Source organism: Bacteroides sp. 2_2_4, assembly GCF_000157055.1.
GTDB classification, from domain to species: Bacteria; Bacteroidota; Bacteroidia; order Bacteroidales; family Bacteroidaceae; genus Bacteroides; species Bacteroides ovatus.
In genome coordinates, this window is the sequence record NZ_EQ973356.1 from 431,151 (window position 1) to 453,711 (window position 22,561).

General features: G+C 39.3%; 21 protein-coding genes. 5 read left to right on the forward strand and 16 right to left on the reverse strand.

Annotation, left to right across the window (positions count from 1 at the left end; genetic code table 11):
• Window positions 1-61: 61 nt before the first annotated feature.
• From BSCG_RS22485 to BSCG_RS22475, 4 genes are read left to right on the forward strand one after another with little or no spacing between them, the layout of a single operon-like run.
• Window positions 62-2,278, forward strand: a complete 2,217-nt coding sequence (locus BSCG_RS22485; protein ID WP_008775009.1) for a heavy metal translocating P-type ATPase — start codon at window positions 62-64, stop codon at window positions 2,276-2,278.
• Window positions 2,279-2,290: 12 nt separating this feature from the next.
• Window positions 2,291-2,503 carry a hypothetical protein gene (locus BSCG_RS0127220; RefSeq protein ID WP_032849321.1) on the forward strand — a complete coding sequence of 71 codons (213 nt, stop codon included), beginning with the start codon at window positions 2,291-2,293 and terminating at the stop codon, window positions 2,501-2,503.
• Window positions 2,500-3,321 (forward strand): MBL fold metallo-hydrolase, encoded by an 822-nt coding sequence (locus tag BSCG_RS22480; RefSeq protein ID WP_008775010.1) that lies wholly within the window; start codon window positions 2,500-2,502, stop codon window positions 3,319-3,321. Before BSCG_RS0127220 ends, BSCG_RS22480 begins: the two co-directional genes overlap by 4 nt.
• Before the next feature lie 42 nt (window positions 3,322-3,363).
• Window positions 3,364-3,873 carry a nitroreductase family protein gene (locus BSCG_RS22475; protein WP_008775011.1) on the forward strand — a complete coding sequence of 170 codons (510 nt, stop codon included), beginning with the start codon at window positions 3,364-3,366 and terminating at the stop codon, window positions 3,871-3,873.
• A 57-nt stretch (window positions 3,874-3,930) separates the two neighbouring features.
• On the opposite strand, the gene BSCG_RS22470 is transcribed toward BSCG_RS22475, so the two are convergent.
• The gene (locus BSCG_RS22470) at window positions 3,931-4,824 is read right to left on the reverse strand and encodes a radical SAM protein (RefSeq protein WP_032849322.1); all 894 of its coding nucleotides are present in this window, start codon (window positions 4,822-4,824) and stop codon (window positions 3,931-3,933) included.
• A 198-nt stretch (window positions 4,825-5,022) separates the two neighbouring features.
• Here BSCG_RS22470 and BSCG_RS22465 point away from each other — a divergent pair, with 198 nt between their 5' ends.
• Window positions 5,023-5,391, forward strand: coding sequence for a winged helix-turn-helix transcriptional regulator (locus BSCG_RS22465; RefSeq protein WP_008775013.1), 369 nt, complete (start codon window positions 5,023-5,025; stop codon window positions 5,389-5,391).
• A gap of 30 nt (window positions 5,392-5,421) precedes the next feature.
• On the opposite strand, the gene BSCG_RS22460 is transcribed toward BSCG_RS22465, so the two are convergent.
• The 15 genes from BSCG_RS22460 to BSCG_RS22390 form a co-directional block, all read right to left on the reverse strand.
• The gene (locus BSCG_RS22460) at window positions 5,422-5,940 is read right to left on the reverse strand and encodes a dihydrofolate reductase family protein (protein WP_032849351.1); all 519 of its coding nucleotides are present in this window, start codon (window positions 5,938-5,940) and stop codon (window positions 5,422-5,424) included.
• A gap of 409 nt (window positions 5,941-6,349) precedes the next feature.
• Complete coding sequence (locus BSCG_RS22455) at window positions 6,350-6,628, reverse strand: helix-turn-helix domain-containing protein (protein WP_008775015.1); 279 nt, start codon at window positions 6,626-6,628, stop codon at window positions 6,350-6,352.
• A 12-nt stretch (window positions 6,629-6,640) separates the two neighbouring features.
• Window positions 6,641-8,683: a bifunctional DNA primase/helicase gene (locus tag BSCG_RS22450; protein WP_008775016.1), complete on the reverse strand. Its 2,043-nt coding sequence runs from the start codon at window positions 8,681-8,683 to the stop codon at window positions 6,641-6,643.
• Window positions 8,646-9,005 carry a helix-turn-helix domain-containing protein gene (locus BSCG_RS22445; RefSeq protein ID WP_008775017.1) on the reverse strand — a complete coding sequence of 120 codons (360 nt, stop codon included), beginning with the start codon at window positions 9,003-9,005 and terminating at the stop codon, window positions 8,646-8,648. Before BSCG_RS22445 ends, BSCG_RS22450 begins: the two co-directional genes overlap by 38 nt.
• 218 nt (window positions 9,006-9,223) lie before the next feature.
• A complete protein-coding gene (locus tag BSCG_RS22440; RefSeq protein ID WP_004319747.1) occupies window positions 9,224-10,069 on the reverse strand; it encodes an RteC domain-containing protein in 846 nt (281 codons plus the stop codon).
• Between the two features lie 18 nt (window positions 10,070-10,087).
• Window positions 10,088-11,431, reverse strand: coding sequence for an asparagine--tRNA ligase (gene asnS, locus BSCG_RS22435; RefSeq protein WP_008775019.1), 1,344 nt, complete (start codon window positions 11,429-11,431; stop codon window positions 10,088-10,090).
• A 12-nt stretch (window positions 11,432-11,443) separates the two neighbouring features.
• A complete protein-coding gene (locus BSCG_RS22430; protein WP_008775020.1) occupies window positions 11,444-11,863 on the reverse strand; it encodes a DUF1934 domain-containing protein in 420 nt (139 codons plus the stop codon).
• Window positions 11,860-12,744 (reverse strand): radical SAM protein, encoded by an 885-nt coding sequence (locus BSCG_RS22425; RefSeq protein ID WP_008775021.1) that lies wholly within the window; start codon window positions 12,742-12,744, stop codon window positions 11,860-11,862. The genes BSCG_RS22430 and BSCG_RS22425 overlap by 4 nt, the downstream gene beginning before the upstream one ends.
• A 339-nt stretch (window positions 12,745-13,083) precedes the next feature.
• Window positions 13,084-15,165, reverse strand: a complete 2,082-nt coding sequence (locus BSCG_RS22420; protein WP_008775022.1) for a type IA DNA topoisomerase — start codon at window positions 15,163-15,165, stop codon at window positions 13,084-13,086.
• Window positions 15,128-15,349, reverse strand: coding sequence for a hypothetical protein (locus BSCG_RS30365; RefSeq protein ID WP_008775023.1), 222 nt, complete (start codon window positions 15,347-15,349; stop codon window positions 15,128-15,130). The genes BSCG_RS22420 and BSCG_RS30365 overlap by 38 nt, the downstream gene beginning before the upstream one ends.
• Window positions 15,346-16,875 (reverse strand): DUF3945 domain-containing protein, encoded by a 1,530-nt coding sequence (locus BSCG_RS22410; protein ID WP_008775024.1) that lies wholly within the window; start codon window positions 16,873-16,875, stop codon window positions 15,346-15,348. The genes BSCG_RS30365 and BSCG_RS22410 overlap by 4 nt, the downstream gene beginning before the upstream one ends.
• A 192-nt stretch (window positions 16,876-17,067) precedes the next feature.
• The gene (locus tag BSCG_RS22405) at window positions 17,068-17,952 is read right to left on the reverse strand and encodes a DNA adenine methylase (protein ID WP_050428037.1); all 885 of its coding nucleotides are present in this window, start codon (window positions 17,950-17,952) and stop codon (window positions 17,068-17,070) included.
• 2 nt (window positions 17,953-17,954) lie between these two features.
• A complete protein-coding gene (locus tag BSCG_RS22400) occupies window positions 17,955-19,529 on the reverse strand; it encodes an AAA family ATPase (protein ID WP_008775027.1) in 1,575 nt (524 codons plus the stop codon).
• A 108-nt stretch (window positions 19,530-19,637) separates the two neighbouring features.
• Window positions 19,638-21,656 carry a conjugal transfer protein MobC gene (mobC, locus tag BSCG_RS22395; protein WP_008775028.1) on the reverse strand — a complete coding sequence of 673 codons (2,019 nt, stop codon included), beginning with the start codon at window positions 21,654-21,656 and terminating at the stop codon, window positions 19,638-19,640.
• 19 nt (window positions 21,657-21,675) lie between these two features.
• The coding region (locus BSCG_RS22390; protein ID WP_032849323.1) for a hypothetical protein at window positions 21,676-22,561 on the reverse strand (886 nt) is incomplete at its 5' end.

The following is a 22,561-nucleotide window of genomic DNA, read 5'->3' on the forward strand; positions in this document are numbered from 1 at the left end:
ATAATTATGTAAGAACCGGAAGATAAAAGCATCCTACCTTTGCACCGTAAAAATCATCAATATGGAAAAAGGTAAGAACATCAAAAATACATATCCGGTTTTGGGTATGAGTTGCGCTTCATGTGCGGCTCGTGTGGATAAAACATTAAATGCTTTGCCGGGAGTATATCAGGCAACAGTGAATTATGCGACTGCGGTAGCACAGGTAGAATATAATCCAGAAATATGTTCCGATGCAACACTGCAATCTGCCGTACAAGATGCAGGATATGATTTACTGGTTGATACCGGTGAAGACGCAGCCGATAAAGCGGAAGAAATTCGCTTGACAAGATACCGGAAGATAAAAAGGCGTACAGTGGCAGCCCTGCTGTTATCTCTCCCAATTATGGTTATCAGTATGTTTTTTGAAGATATATCTTCTTTAAAATATGTACTTTGGATTCTCGCCACGCCTGTAGTTTTCGGTTTAGGACGTGAATTTTATATCAATGCGTGGCGGCAATTAAAGCATGGCACTTCCAATATGGACACCCTTGTAGCTGTTAGTACCGGAATAGCCTATACATTCAGTGTTTTTAATCTGTTGTTTCCTGATTTTTGGTTGTCAAGAGGGATTGAACCGCATATTTATTTTGAAGCGGCAAGTGTTATCATTGCATTCATCCTGTTGGGACGATTACTCGAAGAGCGCGCGAAGCAAAACACTTCAACTGCCATAAAAAAGTTAATCGGACTGCAACCTAAGACGGTAACTATTATCGTAGATTCTGATGAACGTACCGTTCCGATAACAGCCGTACAAAAAGGTGATACAATTCTTGTTAAACCCGGAGAACGCATTGCAGTAGATGGCATGGTTGTTACAGGAGAATCATACGTGGATGAAAGTATGTTGAATGGCGAGCCTGTTCCCCTGCACAAGCAATCCGGCGAAAAGGTATTTGCCGGAACCATCAATCAAAAGGGGACATTCCGGTTTATTGCCGATAAAATAGGTTCTGACACGATGCTGGCACAAATCATCCGCATGGTGCAGGATGCGCAAGGCAGCAAAGCTCCCGTTCAAAAGTTAGTGGATAGAATAGCCCGATTCTTTGTCCCGGCTATTATTAGTATTTCAATTATAGCTTTTGTTGCATGGATATTTTTAGCACCAACGAACGGCTTCACCAATGGATTGTTGGCAATGGTCACTGTATTGATAATTGCCTGCCCTTGTGCATTAGGCTTGGCTACTCCCACTGCCATTATGGTAGGCATTGGAAAAGGTGCTGAAAAAGGGATTTTAATTAAAGATGCCCAAAGCTTGGAGATTGCCCAAAAGATAGATACGATAATTCTTGATAAAACAGGGACTATCACAGCAGGGAATCCCATAGTCGTCGAAAGCCTATGGGAAAACGGCTTTGAACATAGCCGAAAAATACTGTACAGTTTAGAGAAACTATCGGAACATCCTCTTTCGGATGCCGTAGTCAATACTTTGCAGAATGAAAAAGAGATTTCCATTGATAAGTTTGAAAACGTTCCGGGGAAAGGTGTAAAAGGTGTAGTAGGCAGTCAGACTTATTACGCAGGCAACCTGTCATTATTGAATGATAACCATATTACGATAGCCAGTCATTTGCAGGAATTGGCAAACAAATGGACACAGGAAGCTAAAACATTGGTATGGTTTGCTGATTCCACACAAGCTATTGCAGCTATAGCCCTTACCGATGAAATTAAACAAACTTCGGCACAAGCCATATCACAACTACAGGAAATGGGTGTTGAAGTGTATATGCTGACAGGAGATAATGCAATTTCAGCACAAGCCATATCTCGAAAGGTAGGAATAAACCATTATAAAGCCGGAGTGTTGCCGAACGAAAAAGCTCAATTCATAAAAGAATTGCAAGCGAATGGGAAAAAAGTAGGCATGGTAGGTGACGGAATTAATGATAGTGCGGCTTTAGCACAAGCGGATTTAAGCATAGCAATGGGGCAAGGCAGTGATATTGCTGTAGATACGGCAATGGCAACCATTCTTTCATCCGATTTGCTGAAAATACCGGAAACCATCCGGCTGTCACAATTGACGATAAAAACAATTTATCAGAATTTGTTTTGGGCGTTTATTTATAACTTGATTGGTATTCCCATTGCGGCAGGTATATTTTATTCAGTAAACGGATTCCTTTTAAATCCGATGTGGGCAAGTGCGGCTATGGCATTCAGTTCTGTATCTGTGGTGTTAAACAGCTTGCGTTTAAAAAGAAAAAGAATAACTTAATAATCAATTAAAATGGAAACAATGACTTTTAAAACAAATGCCAAATGTATGGGCTGTCTTGCTAAAATAGAAGAAATATTGCAAGATAAAATGAACAGAGAAGAATGGAATTTGGATTTGTCCGATTCCAATCGTCCCCAGACTGTAACGTCCGATAAGTTGGCAGCAGGTGAAATAGTAGAACTGATTAGCAAAGCTGGTTTCAAAATAGAACAAATGAAATGAGAGTAATAGCATTGGTTGAAAACACAAGCATATTCAAAGACTATAAAAGTAAACACGGACTATGCTTGTATATTGAAACAAAAAAGCATAAACTGCTATTTGATTTAGGTTCAAATAGTTTGTTTTTGGGAAATGCAGTCAAATTAGATGTGGATATTTCGGACATTGATTCTGTCATTATTTCTCACGGGCACAATGACCACGGGGGAGCTTTGAAGTATTTTTTAGAAAATAATGCCAAAGCGAACATATACATTAGTCGATACGCTTTTGAGGAATATTATGCTAATTTCTTAGGTATGAAATGGTATGTTGGTCTCGATAGAAAATTAAAAGATAATCCAAGAATTATTCTTATCGAGGATGAGTATGTAATAGATGAAGAATTGCAAATATTTTCCAATATAGAGGAACATCGTTATTTACCTACAGCAAACAATAGTCTATTCGTCAAACAAAATGGGACGTATGAGCATGATACATTTAAGCATGAACAATATTTGATTATAACCGAAAGCAATTATAAAACTTTATTCAGCGGTTGTGCTCACAATGGAATAGTCAATATTCTAAATAGAGCCGAAGATATTGCAAAACAGGAAATGAAATATTGCATATCAGGTTTTCATCTTTATGACCCATTGAAGAAAAGAACCGAAAACATAAACCTAATTAAAGATATTGCAAATACGTTTTTATGCCGAAATACAACATTTTATACTTGCCATTGTACTGGTGAAGAAGCCTATGGAATATTGAAAGGTATTGCTGACGAAAAAATAAATTATATCAGTACAGGACAAATAATACAGTTATAAGACATAGCGATTTATTTTTTAACTCAATTAATATTATACATCATGGATTTTTTAGAATTAACAAAAAAGCGTTATTCCGTAAGAAGCTATACTTCCCAAGAAGTAGAGAAAGAAAAGTTGGATTATATTCTTGAATGCGCCCGGTATGCACCGTCTGCCGTAAACAAACAGCCGTGGCAATTTGTAGTGATAAACAGTGAATTGCAGAAAAAAAAGCTGCAAAAGGTTTACTCTGCCAAATGGTTTGCGGAAGCCCCCTTATATATCATTGTATGTGCTAATGATTCGATTGCATGGACACGTCAGTATGATAATAAAAATCATGCAGATATTGATGCTGCTATCACTACGGAACATATCTGTTTGGCAGCAGCGGAACAAGGGTTAGGAACTTGTTGGGTTTGCAATTTCGATATAGATGAATGCAAACATAGCTTGGGATTATCTGCTAATATTCACCCGGTTGCAATAATTCCTATAGGTTATCCAGCGGATTCAAAGCACAATCCAACAGCCCGCAAAAGCATTGATGAGATAGTAACTATATTATAACGTCATCATGCCATAGAAAGAGAGAAACAGGGCAATTACCCCCGTTTCTCTCTGCTTTTATAATGACCTTATACCGTTTCTATACTGCTTTAATTCTATTTCAGTACTTTGACGGATTGTAGCATCCAGTTCATTCAATATTCGGACTTTATCATCGGGAATCATACCTACAAAAGGTATTGTATTTGAAACTGTATTTCCCAATAAAGTTGTCCTTATGCTAAGGGCAGAAATAAAGGTTCTCAACTCCAACAGACGTTCCCGCTCCGATGCCTCAATAAATTTACCCTCTTGTATTTCCTGATAAAGTTCCGATTCGGGAAATACGGTCAAAGAAACGAAGTTTATAGTAAAAGGATGTAGCTGATTAAATATTTCAGCCGTATGGATTGCATTCTGCTGTCCTTTCCCCTTTCCCGCAAGCCCTGTCAGATAAACCAAATTATAACGAATATTGGCTTCTTCCAGCTTTCTGCACTGTTCCAATATATCTGCTGCCGTATTACCCTTATTCATTCTTGACAAGGTTTCATCATCTCCCGATTCCGTGCCAATACTAATACTGTCAAACTTTAAATGACGCAAGTTCTTCAGTTCTTCTACACTCTTCGATTTAATGTCTGCTATGCGGGAAAATGTTCCTATTGTTTCGCAATAAGGGAGATACTTCCGAATCAATAACCCCAAATCCAACAATCTGTTATAGCTCAAAGCAAAAGGATTGGCACCAGTCAGAAAGACACGTCTTGCCTTAGGCTGGTATTCGTGAATTATTTTCAAGTCTGATTCAACTTCCGAAACAGGGGATAATCTAAACTTAGTTCCATGATACAGGCTACAAAATTTGCATTTATGATATGTACATCCTGCTGTTACCTGTAACAGTTGCGAACTTGCTTCATAGGGTGGTCGCCAAATTTGACCGTCAAAGTGCATTTTCTCTATTTCCATACTCTTAATTTTTATAAGTTTCAGTCTTTGCTAAATATTTAGAAAGACCGAAAACTTTGTATATTCAATATATTTAGTTACTTTTGTGCGAACAAAGTTACTAAGATACTTAGTATAAAAAAAGAACTTACCATTAAGTAAGATAGTAACGTAGAGGTAACTATTATTGATTGATAATAAATTAAATAAGAAAAAAAGATGGATGATACTCATTATAGAGAAGCTATTTGTCCTGCCTGTGGAATAATTGACCGTTTCGGTGATAAATGGTCGTTACGCATATTGTTTCTTCTGCATCAGAAGGGAACCTTGCGCTTCAATGAGCTATTAAGAAACACTCCGAATGTGTCACAAAAGATGCTGGCTACAGCATTAAAGAAATTAGAAGCCGATAAGTTAGTGAATCGTAAACTGTACCCGGAAATACCACCAAAAGTGGAATACAGTCTTACATCGCTTGGAAAAAGTTTAATGTTGCCCTTAGATGGTATTATTCAATGGGCTTTGGAACATTCCGATGAAATTTTAGAACACCGTCAAAAAACGGAAAAACAGAAGAAAGTATAGAACTTCAATGTTCTATACTCTCCCTTTTTATCATCTTGCATTCACATATTTATATGAGGATAACAAAATATTGTTATCTATAATTTTAGAACTCTCCAAATACCAATTTGAACCAAAAGTTTCACCTATGAAACTGATACCTTTACCAAGCATAACAGGAATAGTGTAAAGGGTCAGACTATCCAGCAGTCCCGCTTGAATAAGTGTAGTCAAAAGTTTACCACCACCGACTAACAGCATATCATTATCACTTTTCATTTCATGTACTTTCCGAAGTGGAGCATCTATAAGAAATTCCACTCCACAATCCGGCGTAACATTTGCATCGTGGTGGGAAACTACAAAAGTACGTTTACTTTTATATAACCATCCACCCCAATGCTCAAATAAATAGGTATAAGTATTAGCTCCCATCAGCAAGCAAGTAGCCGCTTCGTATTCTTTTCCAATAAGCGATTTTACATTTGAAGTAATCCAGTCCAGTTCATTGTCCGATGTTGCGATAAAACCATCGAGAGACACAGCGATATGCGCTTTAATTTGTTTCATATTGTTAGGCATTAAACAGTTTATATTTTTACGGGTGACCCGTTTATAATCTTTATTCAAACTGTCCGCCAGTATCTCAAAAAAGAAGCGTGAACTCACACTGCTCCACTACGAGGTACTGGCATACCTAAATGACGAAACAGGCAAGCCCACGCTATGTTAAAACATAGCATAGACATTGCGCTGAAAATCTCGTCATTTTGAAAAGTGCCAGTTTTCGTAGTGAGATATTCGGCGAACGAATATGATATATATAAAGGCAACATCACAGGTTACTGTTCAATCGCCATTATCTTCTATGTAACTTTTGCAAAGTTAGCCAAATCCCTGAAAACTCCTATATACAAAACAAGAAATCCTGCCTTACCTTACGACAAAACAGGATTGAAAGCCATTAGAAAAGAAAAAATTAATCGGTTTTCTCCCGGATTAACTTGTGTACGTCCGTTGCACGGTAATAACATCTGCCATCCAGCATAAGGAAAGGGAGTATTCCCTTTTTCCGATAACGGGTCAGTGTTCGGGGGGCTACTTTTAGCAGCAGGCACAAGTCCTGATTATCCAGCAGTTCTTCCCCATCCAAACAGTTACGGCCTTTTATAACTTTGTCTATCTTCTTGTCCTGCATATCGAACCTGTCCATGATACGTTCCATCCATGCAATAAAATCTTCTCTGTCTATATACATAAGGCTGTCTGATTAAATTAAACCAATTATAAAATAACTTTGGTTTGACGGGTCTTTGATGATAATGTCCCGTTCCCGCATGAAGCGGATATAGCTTTTGGCAGTGCGTTCTTTCACGTCCAAAATCTGTTGTATCTGCTCGCACAGGTCTATATAGGTTATATGTTCCTGCTTGCCGAACACGTCACGGGCAACCCCGACCAGTTCCTTTTCCTTGCGCTTCTCTTTTTCCTCTCGTGGCTTTTCTCCTTTGTAAAGGTGCATCCCGGCTGCTTTATCCCATGCGAACAGCATCAAAGGAACGTCCAACGGGCTACCATCCCTTACTTTCAGGGCTTTTACAACTGACTGCGTAGGTTCATCGTCTTTTTCGATGGAAAGAATTGTAGCCGCTTTACGCTGTAATTCGCTACCCAAGTGTCCCCGTAGTTTTAATCCGTTCGGTACGAAATGCAACACGCAGAGAATACAGGTATTATAAATTCCTGCCAGTCGGTATAGTTCATCTATCACTGCCACACTTTCCACTTCATCATTGGCACTCTTTACAAGGTCGGCGATGCCGTCAATAACTACCAACTGGATGCCGCCATACTGGTAATAGAATTTATCCATACTTTGTACAATAGCGTGCAGGCGTTCTTTACGGGACATACCCGTCAGACAGAATGCTTTCAGTTCTTCCGGTTTGTTCTGTTGCTTGGCACGTGTCAACAGGTTACTTACATTTTTGAACAGTTGTACTTCGGACTGTTCCGTATCATAGAGTAATACCGCTTTGTGTTTACTGTTGGCGGCTATCCGTATGCCGAGCGTATCTATTTCCTTATCCGGTTGGCAGATACAGCCCGCTAACATGGCAGCTATATAATTACTCTTTCCTGTTCCCTCGCCGCCTGTAATACCAAACAGGTTTCCTTGTGTCCCTAATGGAACATCTCCGGCAGAAATTATTGCCTGCGCTTTTGCCGGGGGATTATTGAAGTCTATTTCGCACGATTTGAGCATAATCAATGTATCACTATATAGGTTATCTAAAAATTCGATAAACAATTTCAGGAAATCTTCACGGGTATTTCCTGCCTTAAAATAATCGGAAATATCTTTTTCCTCTTTTGTTCCAGGAAGCGGTAGAAGTAACCGTCTTATTCCAAATTCTTCCAACTGCTTTTCCTGTTTGCGTGCGCTTTCCTTTCCCGTCTTGTCAGTATCATATAATAAGATGATATGCTTAAAACGGAACGTCAATTTATAAATCAGCGTAGGCGGGATAGTCACCGTTTCACTGTTGAAGCAGATAGCATGAAAACCATGTGCCGCCAATGACATGACATCCTTTTCTCCGCCTGTGATAAACAGTGTATCACCCTTTGCGGGTAGCTGCTCTAATCCGAAACAATAGTTTTCCCCGAAATTGCCACCATAGAGGAAACGGGCTTTCGAGAACGGACGGTACAGTTTTATGTACCGTTTGTTCTTATACCCGTACATCGGTTCTGTTACGGATGAAGTATAAGTGAACGGTGTTCCATCCGCTGTTACGCTCTGAAAGTCCCGTAAGGAACACACCTTATAAAATTCCAATACTTCCGGTGTAATACCATACTGTTGCCAGTACATCAATTCGGCAAGCGGAAATTTCTGTTCCCTGAACTGGTAGGGTTTGCTTTCCTTTTCAGGTGTTTGCTCCGGCATATCATTTACTATATGGGAAAAAGTACGGGTAACTGGTATCGGATTACCTGTTGCCAGTCCCAATCCCAAATCCCGGTCTATGGTTTCCAGTATTTCCACAAAATCCATTGAGTTGTTGCAGTCCAGCCCTTTAAGTTGCCCCACGAAAAAGAAACAATCACCGCTATAACTGTCGTTGCCGAAATCTTTCATCTTATAGATACCACTTCGGCGGTCGAAATAGATGTTACAGGACGCTTTGTTATCCTCATAAAGCGGGTTTAAGAAATTGCGTCCTATCCGCCAATTACCGGATATGTAATGCTTGAACACGGATAACCCATTATTTGTCCTTTCTAATATTTCTTCTTTCCTTAACATATAGCTGGTGGTTGGTTATCAGGTCGTTAATACTGTCCTTATCTCGTTTAATCAGGCGTTCTTCCAATAATCGTTTTATTTCTCCAATCTTGTAGAAATAATGTCCCTTGATATTGGAATAAGTGACTGTCCCGGCTGCCCGCAAGCGTTGTAATGTCCGGTCACTGATTTTTAGAAATGTGCAGACCTCGTAACTATCCACCCAAATTTCATCCTCATTGGTACTTTCCGCTTCTGTGTGATTAAATATGTAATCGGCAATAGCGGTAATCTTGTTGTCTAATTCCTTATAGGCTTTTGACTCAAATGTTATTATCTCCATTTCGCTAACTAATTGATTTGCTGCAAAGATGGCGGGTCTCAAAAGATAAAAATTACAAGATACAACCAAGTTGGTAAATATTTATTTTTCTCTTTTTCAGTAGCAAAAGCAGGATGTTATTACCCGAAAATCCTGCATTTCATATCTAAATCGTATAAAAACAAAAACTACCAAGTTGGTAGTTACTTGGTAGTTTTTATGTGGACTAAATATCTTTATTATAGTTCGTCCGATTCCATTCGCTTTAACAGTTGTTCGATTACTGATGTAAAAAAGGCAGTTCGATTTTTCTTTCTGCTTTTGAGAGTTAGATATGTTCGATAATAATCTCCTAAATCTATGTCAAAAGCTGCTTCAATGAAAGCCATGATTTCTTTTATTGTCACATTTCCATTATTGAGTGTTGCAATAGCAACAAGTCCATATCCAAACTCTACTGCATCTGATTTAGAGCCAGTCCATTTCAGATTAAAGTCAGAAAGTGCCGCCCGTATTTTAGATATTTGCATTTTCCTGTCTAACAATTGTAATTGTCTATTGAGATATATTCGTAGCATTTCATTCGACAAAATTTTAGCTACCTTGTAATCATATCCAGTAGAAAAGGCTGGGTCTTTATCTAAAAATGCGCTATCAACACACAACCTGAAATTCGCTTTATATCGAACAAAGTAATAAGAATCTAAGTGGGTTGCTTTCGAACGATAATATTGGTAGAAATCAAGATTTTGGTCAAAGAAATATTTCAAATTATCCAATTGGCAATGAAGATACTCTCGTTGTACATCATCACTGCCAATCGGACGTTTCATCTCAATTCTTGTTATTTTGTAAAAGTATAAATACCGACTAAGAATGTCAGGCTTTATATCTTTAAAGAAATGAATTTCTTCTTCTTCGTTCTGAAATTCATATTTTACAGTCATGCTCCGCAAGTTATCGAATAAAGGTCGTATGACATCTATCATATGTAAAGCATCTTCAACGCAGACATTTTCATCAATGCCAAGCAACTCCATTTCTTCATTTATTCGATGCAATATTTCATTGATATAATCTTGCATGATTGAATTTCGTTATAATCAGAAATTTGCATTTCGGGGTGTACGTGGAAACGGAATAACATCCCGAATGTTTGTCATGCCTGTAATAAACAGCATCAACCGTTCAAAACCCAATCCAAAGCCTGAATGGGGAACAGTGCCAAATTTGCGTGATTCAAGATACCACCACAGTTTTTCGGTATTCATATTCAATTCTTTCATTCGCTGCAACAATTTTGTATAGTCGGCTTCCCGTTCAGAACCTCCTATGATTTCCCCAATTTTCGGAAATAATACATCCATTGCACGAACTGTTTTTCCATCTTCATTTTGTTTCATATAGAATGCTTTTATCTCTTTAGGATAATCTGTAACAATCACAGGGCGGCGAAAATATTCTTCCACCAAATGACGTTCATGTTCAGCACATAAATCAATTCCCGGTTTTACAGGGTAGTCAAACTGACGCCCGGATTCTTGTAAAATCTCTATAGCTTTAGAATAAGGCAAACGCATAAATTCATTATTTGCAACGAAATGTAATTTATCCATTAAACCATTATCTACGTTGTCATTTAAAAAAGCTAAATCACTTTCGCAATTTTCAAGTGCATAACGGATTAGATATTTCAAAAAGTCCTCTGCCAAATCCATATTGTCGTTAATATCATTAAAGGCAACTTCCGGTTCAATCATCCAAAATTCGGAAAGATGACGGAATGTATTTGAATTTTCTGCCCTAAAGGTCGGGCTAAAGGTGTAAATTGCCCCCAATGCTAACGCACCAAGCTCGCCCTCTAATTGTCCCGAAACTGTTAAATTGGCTGGGGAACCGAAAAAATCATCTTTTAATTCCGTTTTGACTTCAAAGAGTTCTCCTGCTCCCTCACTATCAGATGTTGTTATTATAGGAGTATTGAAATAGAAGAATCCTCTTTCATTGAAATAACGATGTATGGCAAAAGCCATATTATGGCGCATACGAAATATTGCGCCAAAAATATTTGTGCGTAAGCGTAAATGAGCTATTTCCCGTAAGTATTCTAAAGAATGTTCCTTTTTCTGTAAGGGGTATTCCTGTGGGTCTGCTATTCCATATACTTCAATATCTCCGGCTATTACTTCTACTTGTTGTTTACCTCCGGCAGACCGGATAAATTTGCCCTTTATACCGATTGAACTTCCTGTAGTAATAGTCTTTAGCATGTTCTTTTCAAACTTTACATGTTCAATCACAATTTGAAGATTGTGTACAGTAGAGCCATCATTTAAAGCAATAAAGCTTATATTTTTACTCTGCCGATGCGTACGAACCCAACCTCTCACATAGACATCAATTCCATAAATATCTGATTTTAATAAATCTACGATTCTTATTTTCATAACATTATTCTTTTATGCAATATCTCTAATACTTATAATAAGAGCATTATTAGACGTAAACTTGTCATTAAGAAATAAATCATAATTCAATTCAACACGAATGCGGTCATCATATATTTTAAGCTGATAAAGCAATGTCCTTACTTTTATATTAATATCTCCATCAGCAGTGATATAATCCGATTCCGTTAATTCCCCATTTAGGAAAGACATTTCAGTAAAAATCGACCCTGTACGATATAAATTAGCTTTTTCCGGGTTGATTATCAGTCGGTTTTCAACAACATGTCCTCCTGCACATAGTTCTCGGTATAAAACAGAATGACTACTATCGGAACGTGAATAGTTTCCAATGGCATTAGTTACTATTTTATCCGTATAGTCGTCATAGCGTTGAATATTCTGAACGATTATTCTAACATCCTTTTTCATAAATGAGGCAAGTTTTCACGGTATTGCCGCAAATAAGCTTCATCTTGATTATGGATTTGTTGTTCCAAAAAATGAACCATCTTTTGCTTATCTGTTTTTAAGTTACCACGGACTTGGATTAAGTTAGAAGCTCCATCAGTAGCAAACCTTGCATTTACCGTCAAGCTCTGAATCAGTGTTTTTAACTCCCGCAATTTTTCAATCTCTGTTTCCTCTTTCCAATTTCCTGCTTGAATTTCTTGAAATAGCTGAGAGGTTGGATAGATGGTTAGCATGGAAGCATCTATGATTTGTGGGTGAAGTTGGTTAAAGATTTCCGCAGTTGCCTTTGCGCCAATTTCCCCTCTCCCTGAACCGGAAATACCTGTCAAGTAAAAGAAATTATAGCTCATATCCACCTCTTCTAACTTTTTGCATTGTTCAATAATATCTTTAGACAAATATCCCTTTTTCATAAAAACAAGTGCTTCATCATCTCCCGTTTCAATTCCAAACGTAATTCCATCATAACCGAGGTCTTTCAACTCTTGCAAGTCTTTGACGGATTTCTGGCTAACATCAGTTATTCTTGCAAAACAACCGATGCTCTGACAGTTTGGAAAATATTCATGTACCATCTTCGCCAATGTTTTGAGCTTATCCACACTAAGTACAAAAGGATTAGCTCCTGTAAAGAATACTCTGTCTGCATCTTTATAGTAGTGATTAGCTTCTTTCAAATCTGATTTAACTTCTTCGAGCGGTGACATTCGAAACTTGAAAGGCAAGTCTTCATAAAGAGTACAGAACTTGCATGAATGGTGAGTACATCCTGCTGTAACTTGAATTAAAAGGGAGTATGCCTCATAAGGCGGTCTCCAAATAGTTCCTGTGTAATGCATAATTATTTCTTCTTTTATTTATGTAAACAATGACCAAAAACAGTAGAATATCAACTGTTATTTAGTTTCTTTTTCGATGGCAAAGATATAAATATACTTAGTATAAAAAAAGAAGTTACTTAAACGTTAGGCAGTTAACAAAGGGGTAACTATTTTTGCGTATCAGATAGTTACGTGCGAAAAAAAAATAAAAAAAGATGGGAATGGTATATTTATAAGGTGATGTAGAGAAGATTTATAAAAAGCACCCGGTGTCCCTCCGAGTGCTTCAACCACAAAAATTTCAATTATAATCTATCTATAATGAAACTTTCTGTGGCAAATATAATGATTTTCATTCTATTTCTTCGGCTTGCCTTTCTTTTCAGGAAACACGAAAGTAACATTAAACTGCCCGTCAAAGGCAAGTGAAGCGTCAAAGACTTTACCATCCCTGTTCTTGAACCCTTTGATTAGCCCGGTTTTCCCGGTAGCCACCAGTTCGGTAATCTGTTTGTCTGTTAGTTGCTTTTCGCTCTTGTTGCGGAAGATGGTAACGGAACAATCCACATTGGAACATTTGGCGACTTTCGGATAGAAAAGGATGCGTCCGGTCTTGCATTTGGGGCAAATGCAACCACTACCCGAAGCGAAAGAAAGCTGAACGTCCAAAAGTTCAGCCGTGATTTGCCGTGCATATACTTCGATGCCTTTACGGAACGTATCGGGGTTCATTTCGCCGCTTTCTATTTTGGCAAGCGTATTTTCCCACATTCCCGTCATTTCAACGTCTGCTATCTTCTTGTCCCGGATGATATTGTAAACGGCAAGACCTTTCTCGGTCGGGACAAGGTTCTTTTTCTCCCGGACGATATACTGGCGGGAAAACAGCGTCTCGATGATGGCTGCCCGTGTTGCGGGCGTGCCTATACCTGTATCTTTCATGCTGGCTTTCAGTTCTGTGTTTTCCAGTTCCTTGCCTGCGGTTTCCATTGAAGAAAGCAGGCTGCTTTCCGTGTGTAACGGCTTGGGCTTGGTCTGTTTCTCCAACAGTTCAACACCGGAAAGCGGTAAACTATCTCCGTCCTGCATGGCTGGCAAAGTGGCGTTATCTTCTCCGTCCTCTTTCTCGCCGAATACGGCACGCCATCCGGCGGACTTGATTACAGACCCTTTGACCGTGAAAAGCGACCCTGCACATTCCAGCGTTACACTGGTAACGTCTTTGACGCATTTTTCAGAAAAGGCTTCCAACATTCGTCCGGCTATCAGTTCATAGATTGCCTGTTCGTCTGTTTCCAGTTTACCGGGCAGGTTTTCCGTTACTATCAGGGCGTGGTGGTCTGTTACCTTGCCATCGTTCACAGAACGGGAATTTAAGGCTTTACCTTTCATCCCGGCTGCATACCCGGCAAAACGGGCGTACTGTTCCAAATTAACAAGACATTCGGGGATTTCCTCGAATACGTCCTGTGAGATATAACGGCTTCCGGTTCGAGGATAGCTGATTAGTTTACCCTCGTATAACTTTTGTGCGATGGATAGGGTTTTGTCTGCGGAAAAGTTCAGTCTCGTATTCGCTTCTTTTTGGAGCGTGGTTAAATCATAGAGCAAGGGCGGTTCTTGGTTCACTTCCTTACGTTCTACGGTTTTCACCTGAACCGTTTCCGCTTCCTTTATCCTTTGCAGCGTGTCGATGGCGGTCTGCTGCATATCGTATTTATCTGCGGACAGGGCGACAAAAGAAACATCGTCCTTTGCTGCCTGTAATTTCAGTTGCCAATACTTTTGCGGGACAAAGTTCTTGTTCTCCAAAAAGCGTTTGCATATCATCGCCAACGTGGGCGACTGTACCCGTCCCAAAGAAAAAGTACCCTGTCCGGCTGCCACGCTTAACGCCTGCGATGCGTTAATGCCTATCATCCAGTCCGCTTCACTACGTGCCTGTGCCGAACGGAACAGGTTGTCATACAGGTTACCGGCTTTCAGGTTTTGCAGTCCCTCACGGATTGCCTTGTCGGTAAGGCTGTTTATCCATAAGCGGACAAAGGGCTTGCCACATCCGATATATTGGTATATGTAACGAAAAATTAATTCACCCTCTCGACCTGCATCAGTGGCGCAAATTATCTTGTCTGCCCGGCTGAATACTTCCTTTATTACCTTTAGCTGTTTTAACGCTCCGGGGTCTGCCTTGTACCCCTTTTCCGCTTTCACCTGCCGGGGGACAAGCTGAAAGTTGTCCGGTAGGATGGGTAAACTTTCCCTGCGAAAATTCTGTACTCCGTAGGCTTCCGGCATTGCCAAACCTACAAGATGGCCGAACGCCCAGGTAACGAGGTAGCCGTTACCTAAAAGATAGCCATCTTGTTTTTCGTTCGCTCCTACTATGGCGGCTATACTTTTAGCTACACTTGGTTTTTCTCCGATTATTGCAATCATTATTTTTCTGTTTTAAGTGTTCTACTTCTTTTTGTCTTAGGATTTTCCGGTCATAGTAGATGTGGTAACCATCTACATAAAATTGTCGGTTCTGTTCGTCAATGGCTTTCCAGTCCGCTCTGTAACAGGCAAAGATTAACAGGACAGCACCGACAATCGAGATAAGGGTTAATGCAGTTATCATCTTTTGCGTCCCCTGCTTTGTTTGGGTTTGTCCGCTTGCTCCTGCTTCTCCTTTTTATCCTGCTTGGTTTTCTGTTTTTCAGCGGGCTTGTCCTGACCCTTTTTCAAGGGTTCTTTCACTTTCTTGGTGGCTTCGTTGGTCTTGCCCTCCGAATTGACCGCTACCTGTGTACGGTTCTTGCTGGCGGGGGTAATTTCTTTCACGGCGGAACGGTCAAAACTGGGATTGTCACTGTAAAAGCCTAACTTCTTCTTATCATGGTTCACCTGAATATAAGCATCGTATTCGACCCCTCTCCGGCCTTTCAGCCCGGCAACAAAAATGGTCTTGTCATTGACTAAATCCTGCTGTTGCTGGCGGGATAGCTCTATTCCTGAAATGCTCTTGGGAATGGTTACACCGTCACTGGTGACAAGGCTGTTCTGCTGCGTCTGTTTCTGCCCTTGCTCCTGTGACTGTTTGGCATTGGGATAGATAAATTCCAGACTTTTCTTGTCGGCATTGACCTGAACGGTTGCGGAAAAGGGATTTTTACGGTTGGAAATCATATTTTCAAGGAATACCCCTTTTCCCTCCCGTAAGGCTTGTTGCTGTTCCTTGTTCAATTTGATACCTTTTATTTCATCGGGTATTTGGACGCTGCTTGCACGCATGGAAACCAGTTCGTTTGTCACTTTATCCACACTGACAAAAGAGGGTATCATTTCTCCAGTGATATAGTTTTTCAGGTTCACTATCCGTCCCATGTTTCCCGTTTCAAGAAGATTGGCTTTGTCCTCTTTGGAAAATTCATGCCCGAAGAACGGGCGTTCAAGTTCCGGCTTTTGTCGGATGCCGTGTATAGCCAAAACTACATTCCCGTCTTTGTCGTGCCGGAAAGATAGGCGTGCGTCCATCTTCATAATGGCAGAATTGTAGTTTCCCGAAATGGTGAACGCTTCGGGTGACTTATAGCCCCTTAACATGGGTTCTAAAGCCTTTGCCTTTTCAAGCTGTTCTTTGGATAGCCCGAAGTTCTTCAGGGCTTCCCAGTCCACCTTGTCGGGGTCGATGTAATATTTGCTTTTGTCGGGTTGCTGCGGTGCTTGTGCTGTTGCTCCCGCTTCTTTGGCTGGCTGCTGCCCGTTTTGGGTTTCCTGCTGTTCTTTCTTCGCTTCCTGCTTCACGGTTTCAGGTGTCACCCGGTAACGCTCTATGTTCGCTTCATTTTCCGGTGTAGGATTGTTGAAGTTATCCCTGATTATCGGCTCGATTTTGGGAAGTTCCAACTTCGGGATTTTGAAGAAGTTGAAGCGGGTCGGGTTCTTCAACTGGTTCATCATGTTGGAAAAGAAATTGGAAAAGAAATCACCGTGACGGTCGAATTTCAATAGTTCACTGTTGTTCTCCGGCGGTACGGTTTGAAGTTCCCCGTTTTCATCCACGCCTTTTACTGCGCTGATTGTCTTTTTCTCCTTATCCAGTACAAGAAGAATATCCATCATCTGTTCGTCAGTGGTGGACTGGTTGGCTGTGTTTACATCCATAATGTTTTGAATATTAGTGAATAAATATAATTTTCGGAAGTAAAAGTAAGGATGAAATAGAGTATATTTAAGGATTTGGGAATAGGTGGCTTCATTTGTCCCTGTTTGGCTTCATTTGTCCACAGAAGCCACAAAAAAAACAGCGACTGAACACCACTATTCAATCGCTACTTACCAAGTAATAAATAAAATCTACAATATGATTTTGTTTAAAACAATATCAGAAGATGAGCGTCTTATACTCTTATTAGCTGGCAATATAATATTTTTAGAATGAGTGAGTAATTCACTGCCTTGTTTAACGTTTTGGGCTGTATAGCTTAATTCAAATGAATATAAATCAAACTCAAGATACATTTGTCTAATTTCAGGCGCATTATCATAAGACAATATCCATTTAAACCTATTTGTGCCTTTTAAATGCTTAGATAGTTCTAAATGGTCATTGTGTGTATAGTAATTCATATACAATGATTTACCATTAACGTAATATGGTGGGTCTAAGTAAACAATTGTATTATCACTTGATATTTTACCTAAAAAGCTAAGAGCATCTTCATTAGAAACTTCAATCTGACCAGCTCTATCTATTATATTAGACATCCTTGTACATAAATCTTCTTTATTAAAACGACAATCTATTTTATATTTCGCACCATCTTGTTTTTCTTGGCTGTTTCCTCCAATCGGGCCAGCAGTCAATATACCAGACCTATTTGTACGTGACAAAAAAAATGTTGCAAAGCCTACATCAAAAGATGGTCGTCGAGCTTGTTTCAATATTTCTCTTTGCTTATACCATTCATTGATTGTTACTTCTGTATCTCTTACCCGATTAATAAAATCAGATTTGCATTTCAAGAGATAATACCAAAATGAATATATACAAACATTTGCATCATTGATTAGTATTCTATCGACATTGTCATTTAATAATAGATTTATTGCTGTACCCGCTCCTCCAGCATAAGATTCAGCATACACCATATTCTTCATAGAGTTTGCATTAAGCAAATCTACGAAAAACGGTGTCATTACCGATTTTCCACCTGGATATCTAAGAGGAGTCAAGTTCATATTCAAATCTTATCTATACTTAATTCTTTTGCAAAGTTATTATATATGGTCACAAAATCTGCAACAAAAGTGTTAAACTCTTCTGAATGGTCTTTTTTCCAACGATGAATAGTTTTGGTACACCAAGTGGTTCCCAGTTCTTCTTGCTGCTTTCTGAACCACTTCTTTGCATCTTCCCTACTACGAGTTATTTGCTCAATAGAATAATCTCTAAAACAAAACTGTTTTGTGTAATCAGGATTTAAACTTGTCCATAAAGGGTCTGTATCACTCAAATTATAGAGTAAATTGGCTATAATTCTTTCAGGAGATTCAGAACTTGGCAAAATGAGTACATTCTTAGCACCTCTTATCTTTTTCTTATTTGCAATGTCATTCCTAACATCCCCATCTAAAACAATCACCGAGTTTGGAAAGGTAAAAGAGGGAACTTTACGATATACTAAATCCATTAAAGTAGAACAAGAAATTGTAACATCAATAAATTTGAGATTACGGACTTTAGTCCCAAGTAATTTCTTTGTAAATATTGCAGTTTCCTTATCTTCCGTATAAACTTCAATTTTTGTTGTTTTTACATTACTAATAATCACATTAAGTCTATTACTTATTGTTGCAAACGGTACATCATCAATAATATTGATATTTTTATCTTTCTTTTCAAGGAAAATGACTTTTACCTGATTTTTTGTTGCTTCCTTTAAGGATAAATCTTTCTGTAATTTACACACCTTTTCTAATAAAGAAAGTGAATGGGTTGTAAAAATTATCTGTAATGATAATTTAGATGCGTATTTACGCAAGACTTCTATCAGTTTATTTTGAGAGGCTGGATACATTGTTGCATCAATTTCATCAATAACCAATAAGCCACCCTTATAATCATCAGGAAAATCTTTTTTAAGTCTTCTGAATGATAGTAAAGCTAAAATAATCTTTCCTATATTGTCTTGTCCCGCTGAATTTTGCGACCAATCGTAATAGTCAGTATTAACTCCTAACGTATTTTTATTAGGACTTTCTAAATAGTCAGCTTGCACTATACTATCTAATGAAATAAGTATTTCGTTATGGAGTTCCTGATACAACTTAATTTCATCAGCCGTCAATTCTACATTGGTGCTTTGATGTATTTTATCATCCTCACCAATAGGAAATAACCTTTTAAGACTTAAATAAATAACAGGTAACTGTATATAACCAGACCCTTTACTTCTATTTCCTTTTCTCCAAAAACGAATTTCTCCTGTAGTTTTATCACGTGGAATACTTTGGATAACATACGGTTCTTCTGAATTGTGTAGAAACAATGTCCATTCATGGCTATTTGCCACATCAAAAGTCTTAGATAATTTAAACTTGTCAGCGAAACTGGATATATAATTTCCCCCACATAGAGGTTTTGCAGTATTCATTGTTTTATGACCACGCAAGCTAAATGTTTGACTTAATATACCTAATAAAGTCGTTTTCTGTGTTCCATTTTGACCTGCAATAACAGTTATTTGGTCACCCATTTCAAATTCTGCATTAGCAAACCCTCTAAATTTAGAGATATGAACTTTTTTTATTATCATAAATACATATAATTATAAGTTATATCAGAGAAATTATCCAGCATAATTATCTCCTTATTTTTCTAACGACCACAAAATTAATGATTTTATGTATATTAAGATAGTATTTTAAACATTTTGTGATTCATCTTTAATCAAGTGGCATAAATCAGGGTCGTTCTTTATCCGTTCCATTTCGTCCGTGACAATCTGCTGAACTTCCTGCTTGACCCGGTTGTAATTTGCCTGTATTTCTTCCTGCATACAGTCGTTCCCGTCCTCGTCCCTGAAATCTATAATTTGGGGCAGCTTCTTGTAATTGGCTGTTTCCCGTTTCACCTTATCATTATCCACCACAATTTCGCAATGAAAAATCTTCTGCTCGATGCGTTCATCGAAGTTGTCGCTGACTGCACCCACGGACATACCTTGCGTTAAGTTGGATATTTTACTGGGTGGTATCAAGCTATCCATCTGCGTACTGATAGAGGTTGATTTATCATTCCGGTTGATAGTCATACTTTGGCGTTTTTGAAGTACCTTTCCGAAACGGTCTGAAAGTGTTTTTGCCGTTTCGGAAACCACCTGACCGGAAAAGATATTACCCACAGTATTTTCGATAACTTTGCTTTCCTTGTCCCCATAATCCCGGCGTAACTGGCTGAAATCCTGAAAGCCCAAACAAACAGCCACCTTATTACTTCGTGCCGTTGCTATTAGGTTATCCAGTCCTCGAAAATAGATGGTCGGTAATTCGTCAATGATTACGGAACTTTTCAGTTGGTGCTTCTTGTTTATCAGCTTTACGATACGGGAATTATACAATCCCAAAGCACAGGAATAGATATTCTGACGGTCGGGATTATTGCCTACTACCAAAATCTTAGGTTCTTCCGGGTTGTTTATATCCAGTGAAAAATCATCCCCTGTCATTACCCAATATAAAGCTGGGCTTATCATCCTTGAAAGCGGGATTTTAGCACTTGCAAGCTGCCCTTGAAGCTGGTCTTGCGCATTGGATTCCCATGCGTCCATGAACGGTGAAAGGTAGTTTTCCAGTTCGGGGTAACTGGTTAAAATAGTGAACGTATCGGCATATTTCTTGTTCAGAAATTCAATGGCGTGTGGGAATGTACAATACTTGCCCCCCTGATAGATTTTCAAAAACCAAATGATAGAAGCCAGCAAGATAATCGGGCTTTCCACAAAGAAATCTCCCTGCTTGGTTATCCAACTGCGGTTAAGGTTTAACATGATGGTATAACTGGCTTCGTATGCGTCCGATATGTCCGTCATAAATGCCGGATTTATCGGGTTGCATCGGTGACTTTTACGTGGGTCGTCAAAGTTAATCATATAGAATTTAGGTTTTACCTTATACCCGTCTAAATGATTGATTAGATGGTTATATGCTATCTCCGAAAGGTCAGGATATTTGTAGTCATAAATATAAACAGCAAAGCCTTTTTCGATTTGCTGTTTTATGTAATTATTGACTATCGCATACGATTTTCCCGAACCGGGTGTACCTAAAACCATGCTTGCCCTGAACGGGTTTACAACGTTTATCCATCCATCGTTCCATTTCTTTTTATAGTAGAAACGGGTCGGCAGGTTGATGGAATATTCGTTTTCTATCAGGCGTGTTTCCTGTGCGAAACTTTCATTCTCGGTGTTAAACACATCATCCATCAGGTTATTTTTCAGCAAACGTGAAATCCATACTCCGGCAGCAAGTAGCGAAAGATACCCGGCAGTCATGGCAAAGATATACAGACCTGTATTTGCAGCCAGTGGTAACGGCAGAACCAACAGCCACCAGTTCAGGAAGAACAGGATAAAACCGATTGTCAGGAACATATAAATCTTGTTCCATGTGATTTTTTCCTCTTTCACTCCCTTTGTACCCAAACAGGAAAGCGCAAGGAATACCACTGAAAAAAGTTTGGTATATAGGATATTGGAGAACAGCCCGGCGGTACGCTGGAAGTTCAGCAGGATTTTATCGACTACCCCGATATTGATACCCCACTCCCTGAACGACTGGTAACAAAACCAATAGATGTTTATCACTACAAATAAAATACTGATTGCCCGCATAAAGTCCATGACCTTTGCAAGTCCTCTTAAATCATCTTCATTCTGCATAATTGAAATTTTATAGTTATTAAATACGCCTTTGTTTCTTCTTCTTTTTCTTCTTGGGTGGTGGAACTTGGCTGTTGTCGGGTGGCGTATTGTCCCCACCGGATAACAGGCTGAATAGTCCCGCAACGGCCTTGCCTGTATTTTCAAGGTGTCCGGTCGGGTTATATTCCGGCGTGTGTTCCTGCATTTCCTGTTTGTTGTTTCCCGTCAAAGTACGGGAGCCTGTAAACAGGTCGTTGAACACATTGGCGGAAAAGTCCTTTCCCAACCGTGAACCGTTCAGGACGGTACGGTTTTCGTGGTCGATGAATGTTACACCGTATATCCTGCCTGTATCGTTCTGCCGGAAAAGTACATCTATACTTTTCTTTTTTAGTTCTTGTTCCAGTTCCTTACGGTTACGGGCGGATTTCATCACTGCGCCGACCGTCCGGCGGGTACGCTCTTTCAGGTTCTTGTCCTGAATGTCCTTTGTGGATTTCTTGATGTGTCGCTGGATGGCTTCGTAACCTACCGACTTTCCCAAAGAGGAAGATTTGAACGGGTTTCCCTGCTTTTCTCCCTTGTCATTGGTCGCCGAATAGACAATGCCGTTATAGGGTTTGCCGTTCACTTCCCCTTTCACTTCCTCCGCCTGTACATTATATATAGATAGCAGGGCTTTGTACTCCGTGAAACTTTGGAAACGGTAACTACCTGCAAGGGCTTTCACCGTATTGGATAACTGGTGCTTTACGTCCCCTGCCCGGTAGTCCACCTTTTTAAGTTCGGGGCGGTCGGCTGCCTGTTTCTTCTCCGCTGGATGCAGCCCGTACTTCTGTTCCAGTTCACGGGTGATTTGTTTGCTGCGGATATGCTCGAACTTATCGTTTATCTTTTTACCCGTATCATCTACCCGGATGGAA

Excerpts from the sequence above, each read along its gene's own strand:
- BSCG_RS22485 (WP_008775009.1), top strand. The coding sequence starts at position 62 with ATGGAAAAAGGTAAGAACATCAAAAATACATATCCGGTTTTGGGTATG.
- BSCG_RS0127220 (WP_032849321.1), top strand. The coding sequence starts at position 2,291 with ATGGAAACAATGACTTTTAAAACAAATGCCAAATGTATGGGCTGTCTT.
- BSCG_RS22480 (WP_008775010.1), top strand. The coding sequence starts at position 2,500 with ATGAGAGTAATAGCATTGGTTGAAAACACAAGCATATTCAAAGACTAT.
- BSCG_RS22475 (WP_008775011.1), top strand. The coding sequence starts at position 3,364 with ATGGATTTTTTAGAATTAACAAAAAAGCGTTATTCCGTAAGAAGCTAT.
- BSCG_RS22470 (WP_032849322.1), bottom strand. The coding sequence starts at position 4,824 with ATGGAAATAGAGAAAATGCACTTTGACGGTCAAATTTGGCGACCACCC.
- BSCG_RS22465 (WP_008775013.1), top strand. The coding sequence starts at position 5,023 with ATGGATGATACTCATTATAGAGAAGCTATTTGTCCTGCCTGTGGAATA.
- BSCG_RS22460 (WP_032849351.1), bottom strand. The coding sequence starts at position 5,940 with ATGAAACAAATTAAAGCGCATATCGCTGTGTCTCTCGATGGTTTTATC.
- BSCG_RS22455 (WP_008775015.1), bottom strand. The coding sequence starts at position 6,628 with ATGTATATAGACAGAGAAGATTTTATTGCATGGATGGAACGTATCATG.
- BSCG_RS22450 (WP_008775016.1), bottom strand. The coding sequence starts at position 8,683 with ATGTTAAGGAAAGAAGAAATATTAGAAAGGACAAATAATGGGTTATCC.
- BSCG_RS22445 (WP_008775017.1), bottom strand. The coding sequence starts at position 9,005 with ATGGAGATAATAACATTTGAGTCAAAAGCCTATAAGGAATTAGACAAC.
- BSCG_RS22440 (WP_004319747.1), bottom strand. The coding sequence starts at position 10,069 with ATGCAAGATTATATCAATGAAATATTGCATCGAATAAATGAAGAAATG.
- asnS (WP_008775019.1), bottom strand. The coding sequence starts at position 11,431 with ATGAAAATAAGAATCGTAGATTTATTAAAATCAGATATTTATGGAATT.
- BSCG_RS22430 (WP_008775020.1), bottom strand. The coding sequence starts at position 11,863 with ATGAAAAAGGATGTTAGAATAATCGTTCAGAATATTCAACGCTATGAC.
- BSCG_RS22425 (WP_008775021.1), bottom strand. The coding sequence starts at position 12,744 with ATGCATTACACAGGAACTATTTGGAGACCGCCTTATGAGGCATACTCC.
- BSCG_RS22420 (WP_008775022.1), bottom strand. The coding sequence starts at position 15,165 with ATGATTGCAATAATCGGAGAAAAACCAAGTGTAGCTAAAAGTATAGCC.
- BSCG_RS30365 (WP_008775023.1), bottom strand. The coding sequence starts at position 15,349 with ATGATAACTGCATTAACCCTTATCTCGATTGTCGGTGCTGTCCTGTTA.
- BSCG_RS22410 (WP_008775024.1), bottom strand. The coding sequence starts at position 16,875 with ATGGATGTAAACACAGCCAACCAGTCCACCACTGACGAACAGATGATG.
- BSCG_RS22405 (WP_050428037.1), bottom strand. The coding sequence starts at position 17,952 with ATGAACTTGACTCCTCTTAGATATCCAGGTGGAAAATCGGTAATGACA.
- BSCG_RS22400 (WP_008775027.1), bottom strand. The coding sequence starts at position 19,529 with ATGATAATAAAAAAAGTTCATATCTCTAAATTTAGAGGGTTTGCTAAT.
- mobC (WP_008775028.1), bottom strand. The coding sequence starts at position 21,656 with ATGCAGAATGAAGATGATTTAAGAGGACTTGCAAAGGTCATGGACTTT.